The sequence below is a fragment of the Paenibacillus sp. ClWae2A genome (assembly GCF_032452295.1).
In the GTDB taxonomy this organism is placed as follows: Bacteria; Bacillota; Bacilli; order Paenibacillales; family Paenibacillaceae; genus Paenibacillus.
In genome coordinates this window covers 173,276-187,712 of sequence record NZ_JAULSQ010000001.1, presented here as the reverse complement: position 1 = coordinate 187,712, position 14,437 = coordinate 173,276, and the positions used below count along the sequence as shown (strand labels likewise).

Annotated in this window: 10 protein-coding genes; 3 read left to right on the top strand and 7 right to left on the bottom strand. The window is 45.0% G+C overall.

All coding sequences use genetic code 11. The features are described from left to right. Positions 1 to 109 precede the first annotated feature (109 nt). Complete coding sequence (locus QVE09_RS00685; RefSeq protein ID WP_315935215.1) at positions 110 to 3,850, bottom strand: alpha-L-arabinofuranosidase C-terminal domain-containing protein; 3,741 nt, start codon at positions 3,848 to 3,850, stop codon at positions 110 to 112. A gap of 392 nt (positions 3,851 to 4,242) precedes the next feature. Here QVE09_RS00685 and abnB point away from each other — a divergent pair, with 392 nt between their 5' ends. Continuing rightward, entirely contained in the window at positions 4,243 to 6,660 is a 2,418-nt protein-coding gene (abnB, locus tag QVE09_RS00680) for an arabinan endo-1,5-alpha-L-arabinosidase AbnB (protein WP_315935214.1), read from the top strand. Positions 6,661 to 6,793: 133 nt separating this feature from the next. On the opposite strand, the gene QVE09_RS00675 is transcribed toward abnB, so the two are convergent. Further along, on the bottom strand, positions 6,794 to 7,348 hold the full coding sequence (locus QVE09_RS00675) for a helix-turn-helix domain-containing protein (RefSeq protein WP_315935213.1): 555 nt from the start codon (positions 7,346 to 7,348) through the stop codon (positions 6,794 to 6,796). A 130-nt stretch (positions 7,349 to 7,478) separates the two neighbouring features. On the opposite strand from QVE09_RS00675, the gene QVE09_RS00670 reads away from it, so the two are divergent. Beyond that, complete coding sequence (locus QVE09_RS00670) at positions 7,479 to 8,060, top strand: LysE family transporter (RefSeq protein WP_315935212.1); 582 nt, start codon at positions 7,479 to 7,481, stop codon at positions 8,058 to 8,060. A 53-nt stretch (positions 8,061 to 8,113) separates the two neighbouring features. Here the strand turns inward: QVE09_RS00670 and QVE09_RS00665 are convergent, their stop codons facing one another. Further along, positions 8,114 to 9,091, bottom strand: coding sequence for an MBL fold metallo-hydrolase (locus tag QVE09_RS00665; RefSeq protein ID WP_315935211.1), 978 nt, complete (start codon positions 9,089 to 9,091; stop codon positions 8,114 to 8,116). A 201-nt stretch (positions 9,092 to 9,292) separates the two neighbouring features. Between QVE09_RS00665 and QVE09_RS00660 the strand changes: the two genes are divergently transcribed. Continuing rightward, positions 9,293 to 10,270 carry an alpha/beta fold hydrolase gene (locus QVE09_RS00660; protein WP_315935210.1) on the top strand — a complete coding sequence of 326 codons (978 nt, stop codon included), beginning with the start codon at positions 9,293 to 9,295 and terminating at the stop codon, positions 10,268 to 10,270. An 80-nt stretch (positions 10,271 to 10,350) separates the two neighbouring features. Here the strand turns inward: QVE09_RS00660 and QVE09_RS00655 are convergent, their stop codons facing one another. The 4 genes from QVE09_RS00655 to QVE09_RS00640 all read right to left on the bottom strand — a co-directional run bounded on the left by QVE09_RS00655 (position 10,351) and on the right by QVE09_RS00640 (position 14,409). Then, the gene (locus tag QVE09_RS00655) at positions 10,351 to 11,196 is read right to left on the bottom strand and encodes a lipase family protein (RefSeq protein WP_315935209.1); all 846 of its coding nucleotides are present in this window, start codon (positions 11,194 to 11,196) and stop codon (positions 10,351 to 10,353) included. A 37-nt stretch (positions 11,197 to 11,233) separates the two neighbouring features. Then, positions 11,234 to 12,061 carry a lipase family protein gene (locus QVE09_RS00650; protein ID WP_315935208.1) on the bottom strand — a complete coding sequence of 276 codons (828 nt, stop codon included), beginning with the start codon at positions 12,059 to 12,061 and terminating at the stop codon, positions 11,234 to 11,236. Between the two features lie 210 nt (positions 12,062 to 12,271). Next, positions 12,272 to 13,753, bottom strand: a complete 1,482-nt coding sequence (locus QVE09_RS00645; RefSeq protein WP_315936064.1) for a DHA2 family efflux MFS transporter permease subunit — start codon at positions 13,751 to 13,753, stop codon at positions 12,272 to 12,274. 68 nt (positions 13,754 to 13,821) lie between these two features. Next, positions 13,822 to 14,409, bottom strand: coding sequence for a TetR/AcrR family transcriptional regulator (locus tag QVE09_RS00640; RefSeq protein WP_315935207.1), 588 nt, complete (start codon positions 14,407 to 14,409; stop codon positions 13,822 to 13,824). Between the last annotated feature and the right edge of the window lie 28 nt (positions 14,410 to 14,437).

The following is a 14,437-nucleotide window of genomic DNA, read 5'->3' as shown; positions in this document are numbered from 1 at the left end:
GTACCTCCCTTTAGGAGAGCACCATTTTTTTCGTTCTTTGATCGTCAATCGACAGATTGCGAACGCCAAAAAACCGCGATATCCGCGGTCTCTTGTTCACGATGTTTATTTAATTCAGAATATCCATAACTAATACATTCACTGAATGAGCAGTTAGGTTAACCACCACAGATGTATCAGATAGTGTGATCTCCTGTTCTTGGGGAACCACTTTCTCATTATTCTTCTGATTCACATTCGGGATATGCACTAAATGATCTTCTCCAGTAAGCGTGATCAGTCTGGCTGAAACATTAACCTTCAGATCCTGAAGGCAAATCCGGGTTGATTTATCCACACCATCTGCATTCACCAGTTTCACATACACATGCCGTGCGTCCTTCGTAACGGAGTGGAATACTTCCCGGTTGTAAGCTTCCAGCTTGTAATCCAGAACCTTGCTGGTATTGCAACCATCTGTATAGGAGCAGATCAGATTCTTTCCTGTATCCCCACCATAGTTAACTGTGATCGTATAATTGGTCCCATTCTCGAGTGGTTCATAGTTGGCCGCTCTCAGGTTACCTGCTGCCGAACTGGATGAATAGTCTCCCAATGTGTAACCCTCGATCCCTTGTTTGTATACCTTCACGCCTGTGGCATTTCCCCCGTAACTGATTGTGTACTCGATGACATCCTTGTTCTCGGGCGAGATATCCATCAGTCCCACGCCGATGTAAAAACCATCCTCACCTGAAATTCTTTCAGCCACAACATACACTTTGTAGTTGGTCCATTCGTCATTCAGCAGATACAATCCATTTAATCCACTTGATTGTGCCTTCAAAATGAGTCCTTTCCCTTCGATTAACGTATATCCTTCCGATCCGGGAATCTGGCTCCATGCCGCACTAGGCTCTATACGTTCCCTGAAATCTTCATCAAATATCAAACTGCCATCCACATTGGACGTGACCGTGACTCGTTTCACCACGATGTCTGCATGACCTGTTGCAATTTCGATGCCGCCACGCGGAATGAGATTCAGCGGTTTGCCTTTGCTATAGGTGGAGAACGAAGTCTCAAGCACCTGATCTCCTACATATTTTGCAAAAAGCTGCTGTACATAATAATTCGGTGTATACCACACGGTTTCATCATCAAACCAGATGCAGTCTGGCGTCCAGCGGTAAGTACCGTCCGTTAGTACTTTGTTGAACAATGGCGCATAGGCAGCCAAACGAACAACTTCTGCGTTATTTTCAAATCCGGTCATGATCGCAGCTTCTGCGACCGCACCTACCAGCGTGTTTTTGTCCGTGGAAGCATATTCTCCGACAAATACTTTGGATGTTTCTTTCCAATCGATACTTCCATCTTCATGATAAGCCCGGTCATAGTAGTTGTAGCGATCTACGTTGTTCAGTAAATATTCATTGGATCGGTAGTAGTGCTCATCTGCGATGGTGTCCATGTAATTGTCCTGATTTTCATACCAGGTTACCGTCTCCTCAATCACCTCTGTGCCATCTGCAAAAGCAACTTGAGCTGACCCGGTCAGATTACCACTGAGGAATTTCCATCCTTCCTGGTATGCATCATCATCTGCCTGAGCACCAACCGTCGAGATAATGTGCAGCTCATGATCAGGATAGTTCTGTTTCATGTACTCATCTATCGAACGTTTGAATACTTCGAAGTTGGCAAAAAACTCAGTGCCCCAGTTCTCATTGCCGACGCCCAGATAACGAAGATCAAACGGTTCAGGATGTCCCATCTGGCTTCGTACCGCCGCCCATTCGTTGTGTTCAAAGTCTGTACTGAGCGCGAAGTCAATCAGATCTGTAAAGTTGCGGATATAATAATCCCTTAAAGCGCCACCCGCAGGGTGAGCATAATCCGAGCGTGCCTGACACAACACACCGCAAGCCATGACTGGAACTGGAGCGGCATTCAGATCTTCCGCCAGTTGGAAGTACTCCATATAACCGAGGCCCATCGTCATCATGTAACCCCAGACATTATAATTCTCTTTACGCAGCTCAACGGGTCCCACAGAATCCTTCCAATCATATACGTTGTCCCATATAAAAGACCCTTCCGAGATACATCCTCCCGGAAAACGCAAGAACTTCGGATGCAGATCTGCGAGTGCCTGGATTAGATCTTTTCTCAATCGATAGTTCGGATTACCTGTGTAGTTGGCATGTGCTGTAGCCGATATTCCTTCTTCTGTCGGATCAGCTCCCCACACATTCTGAGGGACTAAGGACACCATATCGATGGAGATGTCACCTGCAAACGTAAGTGCCAGTTGACCAAGTACAGTCTCCGTTCCGGTCAGAGACAAACCGTATTTCTTCCATGTGTTCCCGCCTTCAACATGCAGCGTTACCGAATCACTGATGGAAGTGTCACTTCCATCCTGCAATTGAACAGTGATCGTTCCTGCCAATTCTGCTTTTGCCCATACGGTAAAATCATAGGCTTCACCCTGCTTGATAGACATGGCACAATGCTGGTTAGAGTCTGAGAATCCACGATTTCGAATCGTTGCACCATCCTGAACCGTCACATAATAAGCATTTACTTCAGGGTCTTCCACGTTAAAATGTGTATTCAATCCCTGGGTATGCTGCACGATCATTTTCCCCGTATCGCCTGACCAGGCAAACAAAGGTTCACGATTTCGACCTGTTGAACACCCACATTCTCCAGAGTCATGCGAGTACGTATCAAATGCAAAAGACTCAAATGATCGATTCTGAACAAGCTCTGCATAGATTCCGCCATCTGCCGCATTGTTAATATCCTCGTAAAAAAGTCCATACATGACTTCACTGATATCAGCCACCTTCTGATCTCCATGGATGGTGACCGTATAAGGAGCGACATGGGCTGGCACAACAGACACGTCAAAGCTTTGGCTCAGCTTACGATCTCCTCTGTTCAGAAGCGCCCGGAGCGTAACCTCCTGTGCCGATGTGATTGCCTGAACTTCTCCGTTCTCGGACAGGACTTTCGGATTACTGGAACTCCATTCAACAGACACTTTACCACCCAGCAACTCTGCGGGTAATGATACATCATTGGTGATGATTCGGTTTGGGAAGGACAAGTATTTGTCCGCCGCAAGCTTCACAATCGCTTCATCTGTTAGAGATTCACACATGACTTCAATAACTTCATCCATCGTGAGCGCTGCCCCATAGATCCGAAAGTCCGATAACGAACCTGCAAAATCCACATCAGCTGCATATTGGGAACGTGCAATATAATTCTGGCTATAATTCTCGGGACCAGTGAACGAATCAAACCATTCGCGCAATTTGGCATAATTGCCACTGGACGTTTGACTGATCGAACCATCTGCGGCCTTTTCCCCGTTCACATATACAATTGGACCCGCACTGCTCAACGTCCCCCCGTGACTGCCTGTTACGGAGAGTGCAATATGCATCCATTCTCCACTTGCAACGCCTCCACTCGGGTGTACAACCAGATTATCACCGGCATATAGCGTACCCAGGAGTTGACGCGTCAGAAACATATACGGTCCCTTCTCCCCTGTGCCAAAGTCAAAAATGCGTTCCCACACATTAGATCCCTTGCCCAGAAACACCCAAGTGGCAATAGTAACTCCCGTGTTATCGCTTACATCTCGAAGCAGATCCGAAGGTAATTGCAGATAAGAAGTTCCATTCGCTCCCCCGTTGAAAGTTACCGCTGATCTACCTTTCAACTCGGATATTACAGGGGAGAACTCGCCTTTTGCCAAACTATCATGTCCGTTCCCGGAGCTGTCTTTCCCGATCTGAACGGTATCTTCAAACTTATATTGTGCGATTAATTGATTTTGATATGTGCTCATGTTCTTACCTCCTATGTAGTTGGGAATTATCGTTACAGAATACTCACCTTTAATTCACATAAGTATAAAATGATTAATAAACAGTTAAACAACTAATCTAAACGTAATAATATCGCATCATAGATCCCAATTTCAATCCTAAATTTGAGAAAGATGACTGGTTTATTTGAATGTAAGAAGCTGTAGCGGTCCATCTACCCTCTTTCATTTTTATTCATTTAGTTATTAATACATCACATTTATGGTTTACAAACATATAAATCAATTGATAATATAACAAATGAAAGCGCTTGATATAATGTAATACCCAAAGGAGGTCTGCCAAACCTTATATCGTGTGTTGCCAAGTATCGGGTTATTTTTCATTCCGGGGATTAGGAAAGGGGAAACGTATGAAACGTTATTGGGTACGTGTACTTAACATTTCTGTACTAAGCACCACTTTACTTACTGCAACAACTTTGGCGCCGGTCTCGGTGTTCGCAAATGGTTCAGGGGCAACCGTGGGTAACTCGCAGACCTCCACCACACCTCTCGCAAATCCTGCTCCAACATTTAAAAACGTTTCTGTTCATGACCCTTCCGTCATTAAAGTAGATGATACGTTTTATATTTTTGGTTCACACCTGCAAGTGGCCAAGTCCAAAGACTTTCTGAACTGGGATCTCGTCGCCTCTGGCGTTACGGATAACAATCCTGTTGTCCCCAATGTAACCAAGGAATTTGCTGAAGCGCTGGAATGGGCGCAGACAGACACGTTATGGGCGGCAGATGTCATTCAATTGGCGGACGGCAAATTTTATATGTACTACAATGCTTGTAAAGGGGATTCTCCGCGATCAGCGCTCGGCATTGCTGTCGCAGACAATATCGAAGGCCCTTATAAGGATCAAGGCATTCTGTTGAAATCTGGCATGTGGGATCAGATCAGTGAAGATGGTACCATTTACGATGCAACGATTCATCCCAATGTGGTTGATCCGGATGTCTTTTATGATAAGAACGGAAAGTTATGGATGGTGTATGGCTCCTACTCCGGGGGGATTTTCATTCTGGAGATGGATGCTACGACAGGCAAACCACTGCCGAATCAAGGTTATGGCAAGAAGCTGACCGGAGGCAATCATAGTCGTATTGAAGCACCTTATATGCTCTACAGTCCCGAAACCGATTATTATTATCTGTACCTGTCTTACGGTGGACTAGGTGCTGATGGAGGATACAACATTCGTGTTGCTCGCTCCCAAACACCGGATGGTCCTTTCCTCGATGCGGAAGGAAACGATATGATCAACGTTAAAGCGGATAAGGATAAACCGTTGTTTGACGATCGTTCTATTGAGCCTTTTGGAGTCAAATTGATGGGGAACTTCCTGTTCCAGAGACAGATCGGTGATCCGGGTACAGGTCTGGGAACAGGCTATGTATCCCCAGGACATAACTCTGCTTATGTTGATCCGGAGACTGGCAAACAATTTCTCATCTTCCATACTCGCTTTCCAGGGCGTGGCGAAGAACATGAAGTTCGCGTACATGAGATGCATATGAACGCAGACGGTTGGCCCGTTGTTTCTCCGTTTCGCTATGCGTCTTTGGGAGAAGATACCACGCAACTGACAACTCAGGATATCGCTGGTCAGTACCAGTGGGTGAATCATGGAAAGGACATCACGGCAGACATCAAGCCATCCCAGACCGTTCAGTTCACGGCAGATGGCCAGATTCATGGTGCCGTGACAGGAACATGGAGTCTTGGCGTAGACAACAAGGTTCAGATCAATTCGAATAACGTTGTGTACAAAGGCGTTTTCACACATGAATGGAATTCGGAATCTCAAAGTACGGTTCTGACCTTTAGCGCCCTCTCCTCCTCCGGGATTGCCATCTGGGGAAGTCAAGGTGTTGAACGGAGTGATCAGGACATTATAGATGCGGTGAAAAAGGATCTTAGCATTAGCAATACGGATCATGTGTTCTTCAATCTGTCTCTGCCTACAAAGGGAACAAGTGGTGCAGACATTACGTGGAAAAGCTCCAATGCTTCGGCTCTTTCCTCTAAAGGGGTAGTGCAGCGCCCACGGGCTGGTAAGGGGGATGCCAAAGTAAAATTAACTGCAACCATTCGTATAGGAACTGCGATAAGCTCCAAAACGTTTAACGTTATCATTCCACAGCAAGCGGTAAGCCCATTGCTTGGGGAGTATTCTTTTGATCACAAGAAACTTGGCAAAGTTGCACAGGATTACAGTAAAAACGGATATCATGGACAAGCCTTTAACGTGGTCAGCTCTACTGCTGGTGGCAAAAATCAGGCTGCCATATTTAATGGGACCGACAGTTTCATCCAGTTACCTGGACTCATTACAGACACAACAGATTTCACGTTTAGCGCTTGGGTCAATTGGGATGGCGGTGGTTCTTGGCAACGTATTTTCGACTTTGGAAATGGCTTGACGAGGCATATGTTCCTTACTCCATCCCAGCATAATGGGGCATTACAATTCACCATTCATCATGAGGGACGGGATCAGAGTCTAATTGCTGCAAATCCACTGCCTTCCAAAGAGTGGGTTCATGTGGCTGTAACCTTGCAGGGTGATGTGGGAACTCTATATGTGAATGGTACTTCTGTTGCAAGCAGCTCCGAGATCACTTTTAACCCGAAAGATCTGCATGTGACAGAGGCTTATGTGGGCAAGAGTCGTTATACGGCTGATCCGTTCTACAAAGGCAGCTTGGATAATGTAAAAGTGTATGATAAAGCATTAACAGCCAAGGAAATCCAGCGTCAGGCCAAAGAAAAGCCTTAACTCAGAGTCCCTTATCGCAAGCGATTGGGCTCCATAGTCACACATCAATAAAGCAGCCAATGTTTTGAACTGAGCCCTTTGTTAGATACGGCTAACAAGGGAGTTGCAGTTCATTTATCAGGCTGCTTTGTTGTCACTTTGAATAATGAATAACCATGCTTAACTTGATAGCCGAAGACCCGGGATTAATATAGGCATGGGGCCTGTCTGCTCGGAAACGGATCGACTCCCCTTGGTTCACCATATATTCTTCCGTCCCAACCCGAATCGTAACCCGCCCTTCAAAAACAGTAATAAATTCTTCAGTTCCTTCGATGTGCGGTTCAGCACTTAAAGAAGATTCCACATCCATCTCCATCATGTACATTTCAAAGCGACGTCCTTCTTCAAAAGGAAAATGCGGATATATGCGAACCCTGCCCTCATCTTCCATCAATACTTGAATATCATCCCCCGTTACAACGGTTGTATCTGACTTCGGCTCGTGAATCAAAGCAGTAAAGGAAATTTTCAGGCCGTTAGCAATCTTCCATACGGTTGCAATTGAGGGATTGGATTCACCACGTTCAATCTGACCAAGCATGGTCTTGCTAATGCCAGACATTTCGGCGACCTTGTCCAGACTAAGTTTTCTTTGTTCCCTAAACTGTTTGAGGTTCTGAGCAAGAATACTATTAATGTTTTTCAAAAATCCATCCTCCTCATTTTATAATTATGTTGTGCTACATAAAGCACATGTTGTACAATGATAAAGACCATACGCTATAGCGCACATTTCAGGTCATTATATCATACAACTAAGAAGACGTGGAGGAACCATGAACATTATACCTTTAGTGACATATGCAATCATCGCTTCATTTACACCCGGACCCAACAACATCATTTCCATGACGCATGCCAAAAATCAAGGGTTCCGCAAGACCCTTCCGTTTATTAGTGGAGTTGCAGCCGGCTGCCTGCTAATTATGTTTCTGTCCAGTTATTTCAACCTTATTCTTCATCAATATATTCCCAGGATCACACCCTTCTTAAACGTGTTAGGATGTGTGTACATGCTCTATCTGGCGCTCAAAATCATGCGAAGTAAACCTGCAGATTCGCAAGAAAACAAGGTCAATCAATATTCATTTCTATTCGGGTTCACCCTGCAATTCATCAATCCCAAAGTCATTCTGTACGGGCTTACTGCCATATCCGTTTTTGTTCTGCCTCTTGGGCAGTCCCATGTTCAATTAATTGTATTTTCCTTGCTGCTCACCTTCATCGGTATTAGTGCCAATATGACCTGGGCGTTCGGTGGCATGTTATTCCAGAGCTTTCTATTAAGATACGAGCGGCCTGTTAATATCGTCATGGGTATGTTGTTAATTTACAGTGCACTATCGATCCTGATATAAAATCTAATAGAAAAAGCGTCCACTCATTTGATGAGTTGAACGCTTTTATTTTTTTATCCTAATTCCGGTCTCCACCATGGACGTGTAGGGTAATCCTCCGTATGAAGCACAACCTTCTCGCCGATTTTGGGTGTTGCAATCTTAACTTTCAAAGCATGTGCAGCCTTCGTAATCCGTTCGACTGGTTCATTCCAGGCATGATAGGCCAGCGTAAATGCTGCCCAATGAATCGGGATAAGCAACTTACCCCCTACATCCAAGTGTGCTTTCACCGTCTCTTCCGGCATCATGTGAATGTTGGACCACCGCTCATCATATTGCCCACATTCCATCAACGTCAGGTCAAATGGCCCGTATTTACTGCCAATTTCCTTAAAATGAGGACCGTATCCACTGTCACCACTAAAGAACACCTTTGTATGTTGTCCAGCGATAACCCACGAACACCATAAGGTAGAATTACGGTCGAATAATCCTCTGCCCGAGAAATGTCTTGCTGGCGTACAAGCAAATGTTAAACCTTTGAACGATAACTCGTCCCACCAGTTGTGCTCGGTAATCTGTTCCGAAGGCACACCCAGTTGAATCAGCCGTCGACGTACCCCAAGCGGCACGATAAATCGCTTTGTTTTATCCTTCAATCTGCGAATGGAGTCATAATCCAGATGATCATAATGGTCATGCGATATAATGATTGCATCCAGCGTTGGGAAATCCTCCGGTTGAATCGGTAGATTGGTGCTGTACCGTTTGGTGCCCACCCAGGATACAGGTGATGGACGATTACCCAACATCGGATCAAAGAGCAATCTGTGCCCTTCAATTTCAAGCAAAAAAGCTGAATGTCCGAACCATGTAACCTGTGGATTATCGGATGCACTGAAGGATTCAGCAGGTTCACATATCTCCATGGGCATCGGGCCAGATGGCCTCCGCTCTACATTGCCACGCAGGGAATCTCTCAATATACTGATCAGGGACTTAAAGTTCATGCCTGCTGATGTCGGGATCTGATTTTCGTATTTTGTCATTATACATACCTTCTGTTCTATATAATCAATCTGTGATTCAACTTTTGATTAAGATTCAACTTATATCGTAGCTTTATATTAATTCATTGGCCGTCGATATTCAATTTTCGGTTAATTAAGATAGAATTAAGACTCTGTTTTCTCTCCTATAAGATTGGGCATATATGATAGAGAAAATACATGGAGAGTATGTGATAGAACATGAAGAAATGGCGTAAAAGATTAATTAAGTTTTTGATATTTGACCTCGCGGTAGTTATTTTACTTCTGGGTACAGGCGTGATCTACCAACAAGTAGGTGTAAGGCAGGATGAAAAAATGCTCGTACCTCCTGGAAAACTCTACAAAGTACATGGAGACAATATGCATCTATATACTGGTGGAGAAGGCGATGTAACGGTAGTACTCGCGTCTGGCTGGGGTACCGCTAATCCCTATGTAGATTATTATCCGCTATATGAAAAGCTTGCTCCTAACACAAAATTCGCTGTATATGATCGATTTGGCTATGGATATAGCGATCGGACCGATAAGAAACGTGATGTCGATACCGTGGCAGAGGAATTACACGAGTTGTTACAGGTATCTGGACAGAAGCCGCCTTATGTATTAGTTGGACATTCACTCGGCTCGCTGGAAACCATACGTTTCGCACAAAAATACCCGGATCTCGTCAAGGGTATCGTCATGATTGATGGCGGAAGCCCCGAATATTATTCGAATGACGATGACTCTTTGGCAGATACAATTGGTGGTTTTGCGAATAAATTCCGTATTCAAACCGGACTATTCCGCCTCTCCATGCAATCTGACTTGGTTGTCGAAACTTCCAATGCCAATCGTAATGAACTGAAACTTGTACCCGACGATCTGAAAAAATTGGATACAACTGCGCTGTTGCACAACTATGGTAATGTGAACACGTTGGATGAATTACGAGAAATAGCTGCCAATGCCAAAGTTGTCGTAGATCACAAGCAAACCTTACCGTTTCCACTCACCATACTGACGGCTGATTACCTTGGTGCAAGTGAACCCGAATGGGATAAATCACAATTAGAATTCAAATCTTGGTCAGATGATTCTAAACAGATAACCATTAAAGATACCGATCATTACATCCATCAATATCGCCCAGACCTCGTTGCTGATGAAATATTAGCCCTGGTGAAGAAGTAACTTACACCCAATTAAAGTACAACTACTCTATATTAAGAAAGAAACCCCAAAGAGTCTCCAATATCTTTGGGGTTTTGGACCTATTCTTCGTCTTCTTCCTGCGCACTGCATATCCCTATAAATGGAACACATAATCCCGTATCAGGACAAAACCCCGGGTTATCCGTGCATAACGCTTCTGTATAACCAGGATTCTGCCGGCTGAGGAATTTGAAATAGCAGACAATCTCATGATTGCGAACGGGCAAACTGTTCAGCTGGAACGAGAGCGAAACCTTTGTATTCACATGCCGATAAAATAGTCCGTTCTTTGTAAGTGGAGGCGGATAGGTCTTAGCTGGCAAAGTCGGAATGATGTCGTGCACATTCACTATACGAAAACTGTTTTTTACCGTTTGGTTGAAAGAGGATGCAAATTCCGGGTCTGCGACACGTGGGCTGCCATATGTATACACGACCGGATGTTTAAACCTGGTGTTCACCGCAATATCCAAAGCAGTCAATACGGCTAAAGCTCCTCCCAAGCTGTGGCCTGCAACAAACAGTCGTTTGTTCGTAGAAAGCTTGTTCAATTCCTCGATTATTTTTTCTCTTGCTGATTGGTAAATACATGTAAATCCGCGATGAGTCTTTCCAACATTTCTGACAAAAGGATACGGAATCTGAAAAAGGTCTTGATCTGACTCATTGTCCTTAAAGGTTCGGGTTCCTCTATAAATGATTACAACCTTGTCTTTCGACTCCGCGATGAAACCGAATACTTCTAGTTCCGGCTCCTCGACACCGGCCAGTGCGAGAATGTTGAATCGAAGAGTATAGCCTTGCGGCAGAATAACCTTTTCCTTCTCAAAAAGTCGGTACGCCTGATTGAGCATTGCCGCAAGCAAAATCGCGTCCTCGCTACTGTACTTGCCTGGAAGTTCCATAAATGTAGCTCCTCCTTATATTTCAAGGCTTCGAACTCTAGCATCCCTGAAACGGAAAGCACATGCCGGTATCGGGACAGAAGCCCGGGTTTTTGTGGCATAGCGCTTTGGCAAATTCGAGATTCTTTTGGCTGAGCTTGTTAAAATAGCAAGCAATCGAGTCGTTGCGCGACACATTGTTCAGTTGAAAAGAGATGGGTACCTTCGTTTTAACATGCTGATAAGTAATCCCTCTCTTTGTAAAGGGAGGCGGATACCTGCGGGCCGGGAACGTCGGGAAAGTGTCATGAATGTTGACGATTCGCGCACTGTGTTTAACTGTACTGTTAAAGCGGGAAACGAAGTTGGGGTCTCCGATGCGCGGACTGCCGTACGTATAAACGAACGGATGTTTAAACCCGGTGTTTACCGCAATATCCAAAGCGGCAAGCGTGGCCAAAGCTCCGCCGTAGTTGTGGCCGGTAATATACAGCCTTTTAGCTGTCGAGAACTTTTTTAATTCACGGATCAAGTCGTTTCGGGTTGAGCGATACAAACATGTAAAGCCACGCGAGGTTTTCCCTCCGTTTCGGATGAAAGGATACGCGATCTGAAAGATATCATACGAGGCAAGAAGGTCCGCCGGATACGAAGCGTACCCTCTAAACGCAACAACGATTTGATCCTGTGACTCGGCAATAAATCCGAATACAAGCTCCGTAGGATTCTCGACGTCGGCAGAAGCGCGAATCGTAGATCGAAGCTTAAATCCTTTCGGTAAGACCAGCTTTCCCTCAAAAAATAACGGGTACGTCTGATAGCTCATTGCGGCCAGGAATATGGCCGTTTTGCTGTTAAAAACAGTTGTTTTATAAGCTATACCCATCTATACAACTCCTTTCCCCATGAGAGCTGTTCCTTGATTATTAATATGAAACTCATGCCTAGATGATGTCGCAGACTGGCGAGATGCGAGTATATCAGCATAGCATGTGTTACAGAACAGTAGAACCGCAGGATGAATAAATACAAAAAAAGCGATGCGTCCTTAGGATTAAGGAACGCATCGCTCTTGATATTACATAATATATAATAATTAATGCATAGGACCTTGTTGTCCAGCTTGAGCTCCAACTTTGACCCGTTTCACAAAGAGTGAAGTGATCAGTCCGATTACGGCAAGAACCAATGCAAAGACAAACGCATTTTGTACACCTGACGTGAAACCAGCCAACTGATTCTCCGGGGTCTCAGGGTTCGCCACACTGCTCAAGAAACGAGTCTGTCCTGCGCTCAGGATACTTACTGCAACAGCCGTACCAATAGCTCCGGAGACTTGTTGCAGTGTATTCATAATCGCAGTACCGTGAGGGTAGAACTCAGGAGGTAATTGGTTCAAACCGTTCGTTTGTGCAGGCATCATGATCATCGAAATACCAACCATCATGAACACGTGCAATGTAATGATCATGCCAAGGGAAGTTGTTGCTTCGATGCCTGTATATAGGAACAAAACAACGGATACGATAGCCATCCCGATAATAACAAGCCATTTTGGACCAAACTTGTCGAACAGACGTCCCATGATTGGAGACAAGAATCCATTCAGCAAGCTACCTGGCAACAGGACCAGTCCAGCAGTCAACGCTGTAACCGCCATACCTTGTTGCAAGTACATCGGCAGAATCAGCATCGAAGACAGCATCATCATCATCGAGATGAAGATCAGGATCAGACCAATTGTGAACATCGGATATCGGAATGCACGCAGATCCATCATCGGCTGCTTCATTCTCAACTGACGGATACTGAATAACAGCAAGGACAACACACCAATAACGAGCGTGGCAACAACGACCGGACTCGTCCAGCCTCCGCCAGTTTCCCCGTGTCCCCCTGCGCTACTGAAGCCGTATACGATACCGCCAAATCCTAGTGTAGAGAGAATGATCGATAATACATCAATTTTGGGCTTGGTCAATTTCGAAATATTCGGCAAGAACAGCAAGCCACATACGAGTGAAATAATGAAGAACGGCAAGGAGATCCAGAAGATCCAGTGCCAGCTCAGATTAGCCAGGATCAGACCGGAGATACTTGGACCGCTTGCTGGTGCAAACATGATAACCAAACCGATCAATCCCATGGCAGCACCACGTTTTTCAATCGGGAAAATAACCAATATGGTGTTAAACATCAGTGGCAGCAACAGCGCTGTACCTACAGCCTGAAGTACCCGTGCCACCAACAGAATTTCGAAGCTAGGTGCAAGCGCAGCAACGAATGTGCCTGCAATCGAGAAAATCAAGGACGTTGTGAACAGCTGTCTGGTTGTAAACCACTGCAACAGCATACCGGACACCGGTACCAGGATTCCCAACACAAGCAAGTAACCTGTGGTTAACCATTGAATCGTTGTAGGTCCAACTTCAAGCAGACCCATTAGTGGCGTCAAAGCCACGTTTAATGCCGTTTCTCCAAACAGACCAATAAAGCCGCTCAGCAGCATCGCGAACAAAATCGGAAATACCTTGTATTGCTTTGTTTCTTGTTGATTCTGTGCAGAATCAGCCTTCATGGAAACCTCCACGATCCCATCCTCCTCAAACGTATCGAACTTTCTTTTTCTCTGTCTCTTGGTATAACTTATTGAATCTGTTTGGCGTTCTTCGTCACAACCGACAGATAATCAGCAGCCGTCAGCAGAGGCTGTTTATCCTGATTCGTCAGGCTGATAATCAATGCTCCCTCCATCAAAGAAATGATCAGAAGTGCCGTCTCCCGCGCTTTCACTTCACCAACGCCATCCAGAATCAGATGTTTCTTAATGACATCCTGCCAATCTGCAAATACACCCTGACATGCAATACGCAACTGCTGACTAATACACGATGTCTCCACAGCTGCCCAGAAACTGAATGGCAGAAATCCCGTAAAACCGGCTGCTTCTGTTTCATGAGCCAAATCATGAATAAATCCCTGAATGGCGTCACCCGTATTATCGTGGGCTGCAAATGTTTCTTCAAACTTCTGCAAGATTTGTTCATTGGCTTTTTGAATACACTCGTGCGCGAGCTCTTCCTTACCTTTCGGGAAATAATGATACAACGACCCTTTCGGCGTACCACTCTCTTTGATGATCTGATTCAGACCGGTCGCATGATATCCTTGTGAAAAAAACAGTCTCGCTGCTGTGCTGACAATGGACTCTCTAGCATTAGACTTTTCACTCAACGAAAGCCACTTCCTTCAAATAATTATA

Excerpts from the sequence above, each read along its gene's own strand:
- QVE09_RS00685 (WP_315935215.1), bottom strand. The coding sequence starts at position 3,850 with ATGAGCACATATCAAAATCAATTAATCGCACAATATAAGTTTGAAGAT.
- abnB (WP_315935214.1), top strand. The coding sequence starts at position 4,243 with ATGAAACGTTATTGGGTACGTGTACTTAACATTTCTGTACTAAGCACC.
- QVE09_RS00670 (WP_315935212.1), top strand. The coding sequence starts at position 7,479 with ATGAACATTATACCTTTAGTGACATATGCAATCATCGCTTCATTTACA.
- QVE09_RS00665 (WP_315935211.1), bottom strand. The coding sequence starts at position 9,091 with ATGACAAAATACGAAAATCAGATCCCGACATCAGCAGGCATGAACTTT.
- QVE09_RS00660 (WP_315935210.1), top strand. The coding sequence starts at position 9,293 with ATGAAGAAATGGCGTAAAAGATTAATTAAGTTTTTGATATTTGACCTC.
- QVE09_RS00655 (WP_315935209.1), bottom strand. The coding sequence starts at position 11,196 with ATGGAACTTCCAGGCAAGTACAGTAGCGAGGACGCGATTTTGCTTGCG.
- QVE09_RS00650 (WP_315935208.1), bottom strand. The coding sequence starts at position 12,061 with ATGGGTATAGCTTATAAAACAACTGTTTTTAACAGCAAAACGGCCATA.
- QVE09_RS00645 (WP_315936064.1), bottom strand. The coding sequence starts at position 13,753 with ATGAAGGCTGATTCTGCACAGAATCAACAAGAAACAAAGCAATACAAG.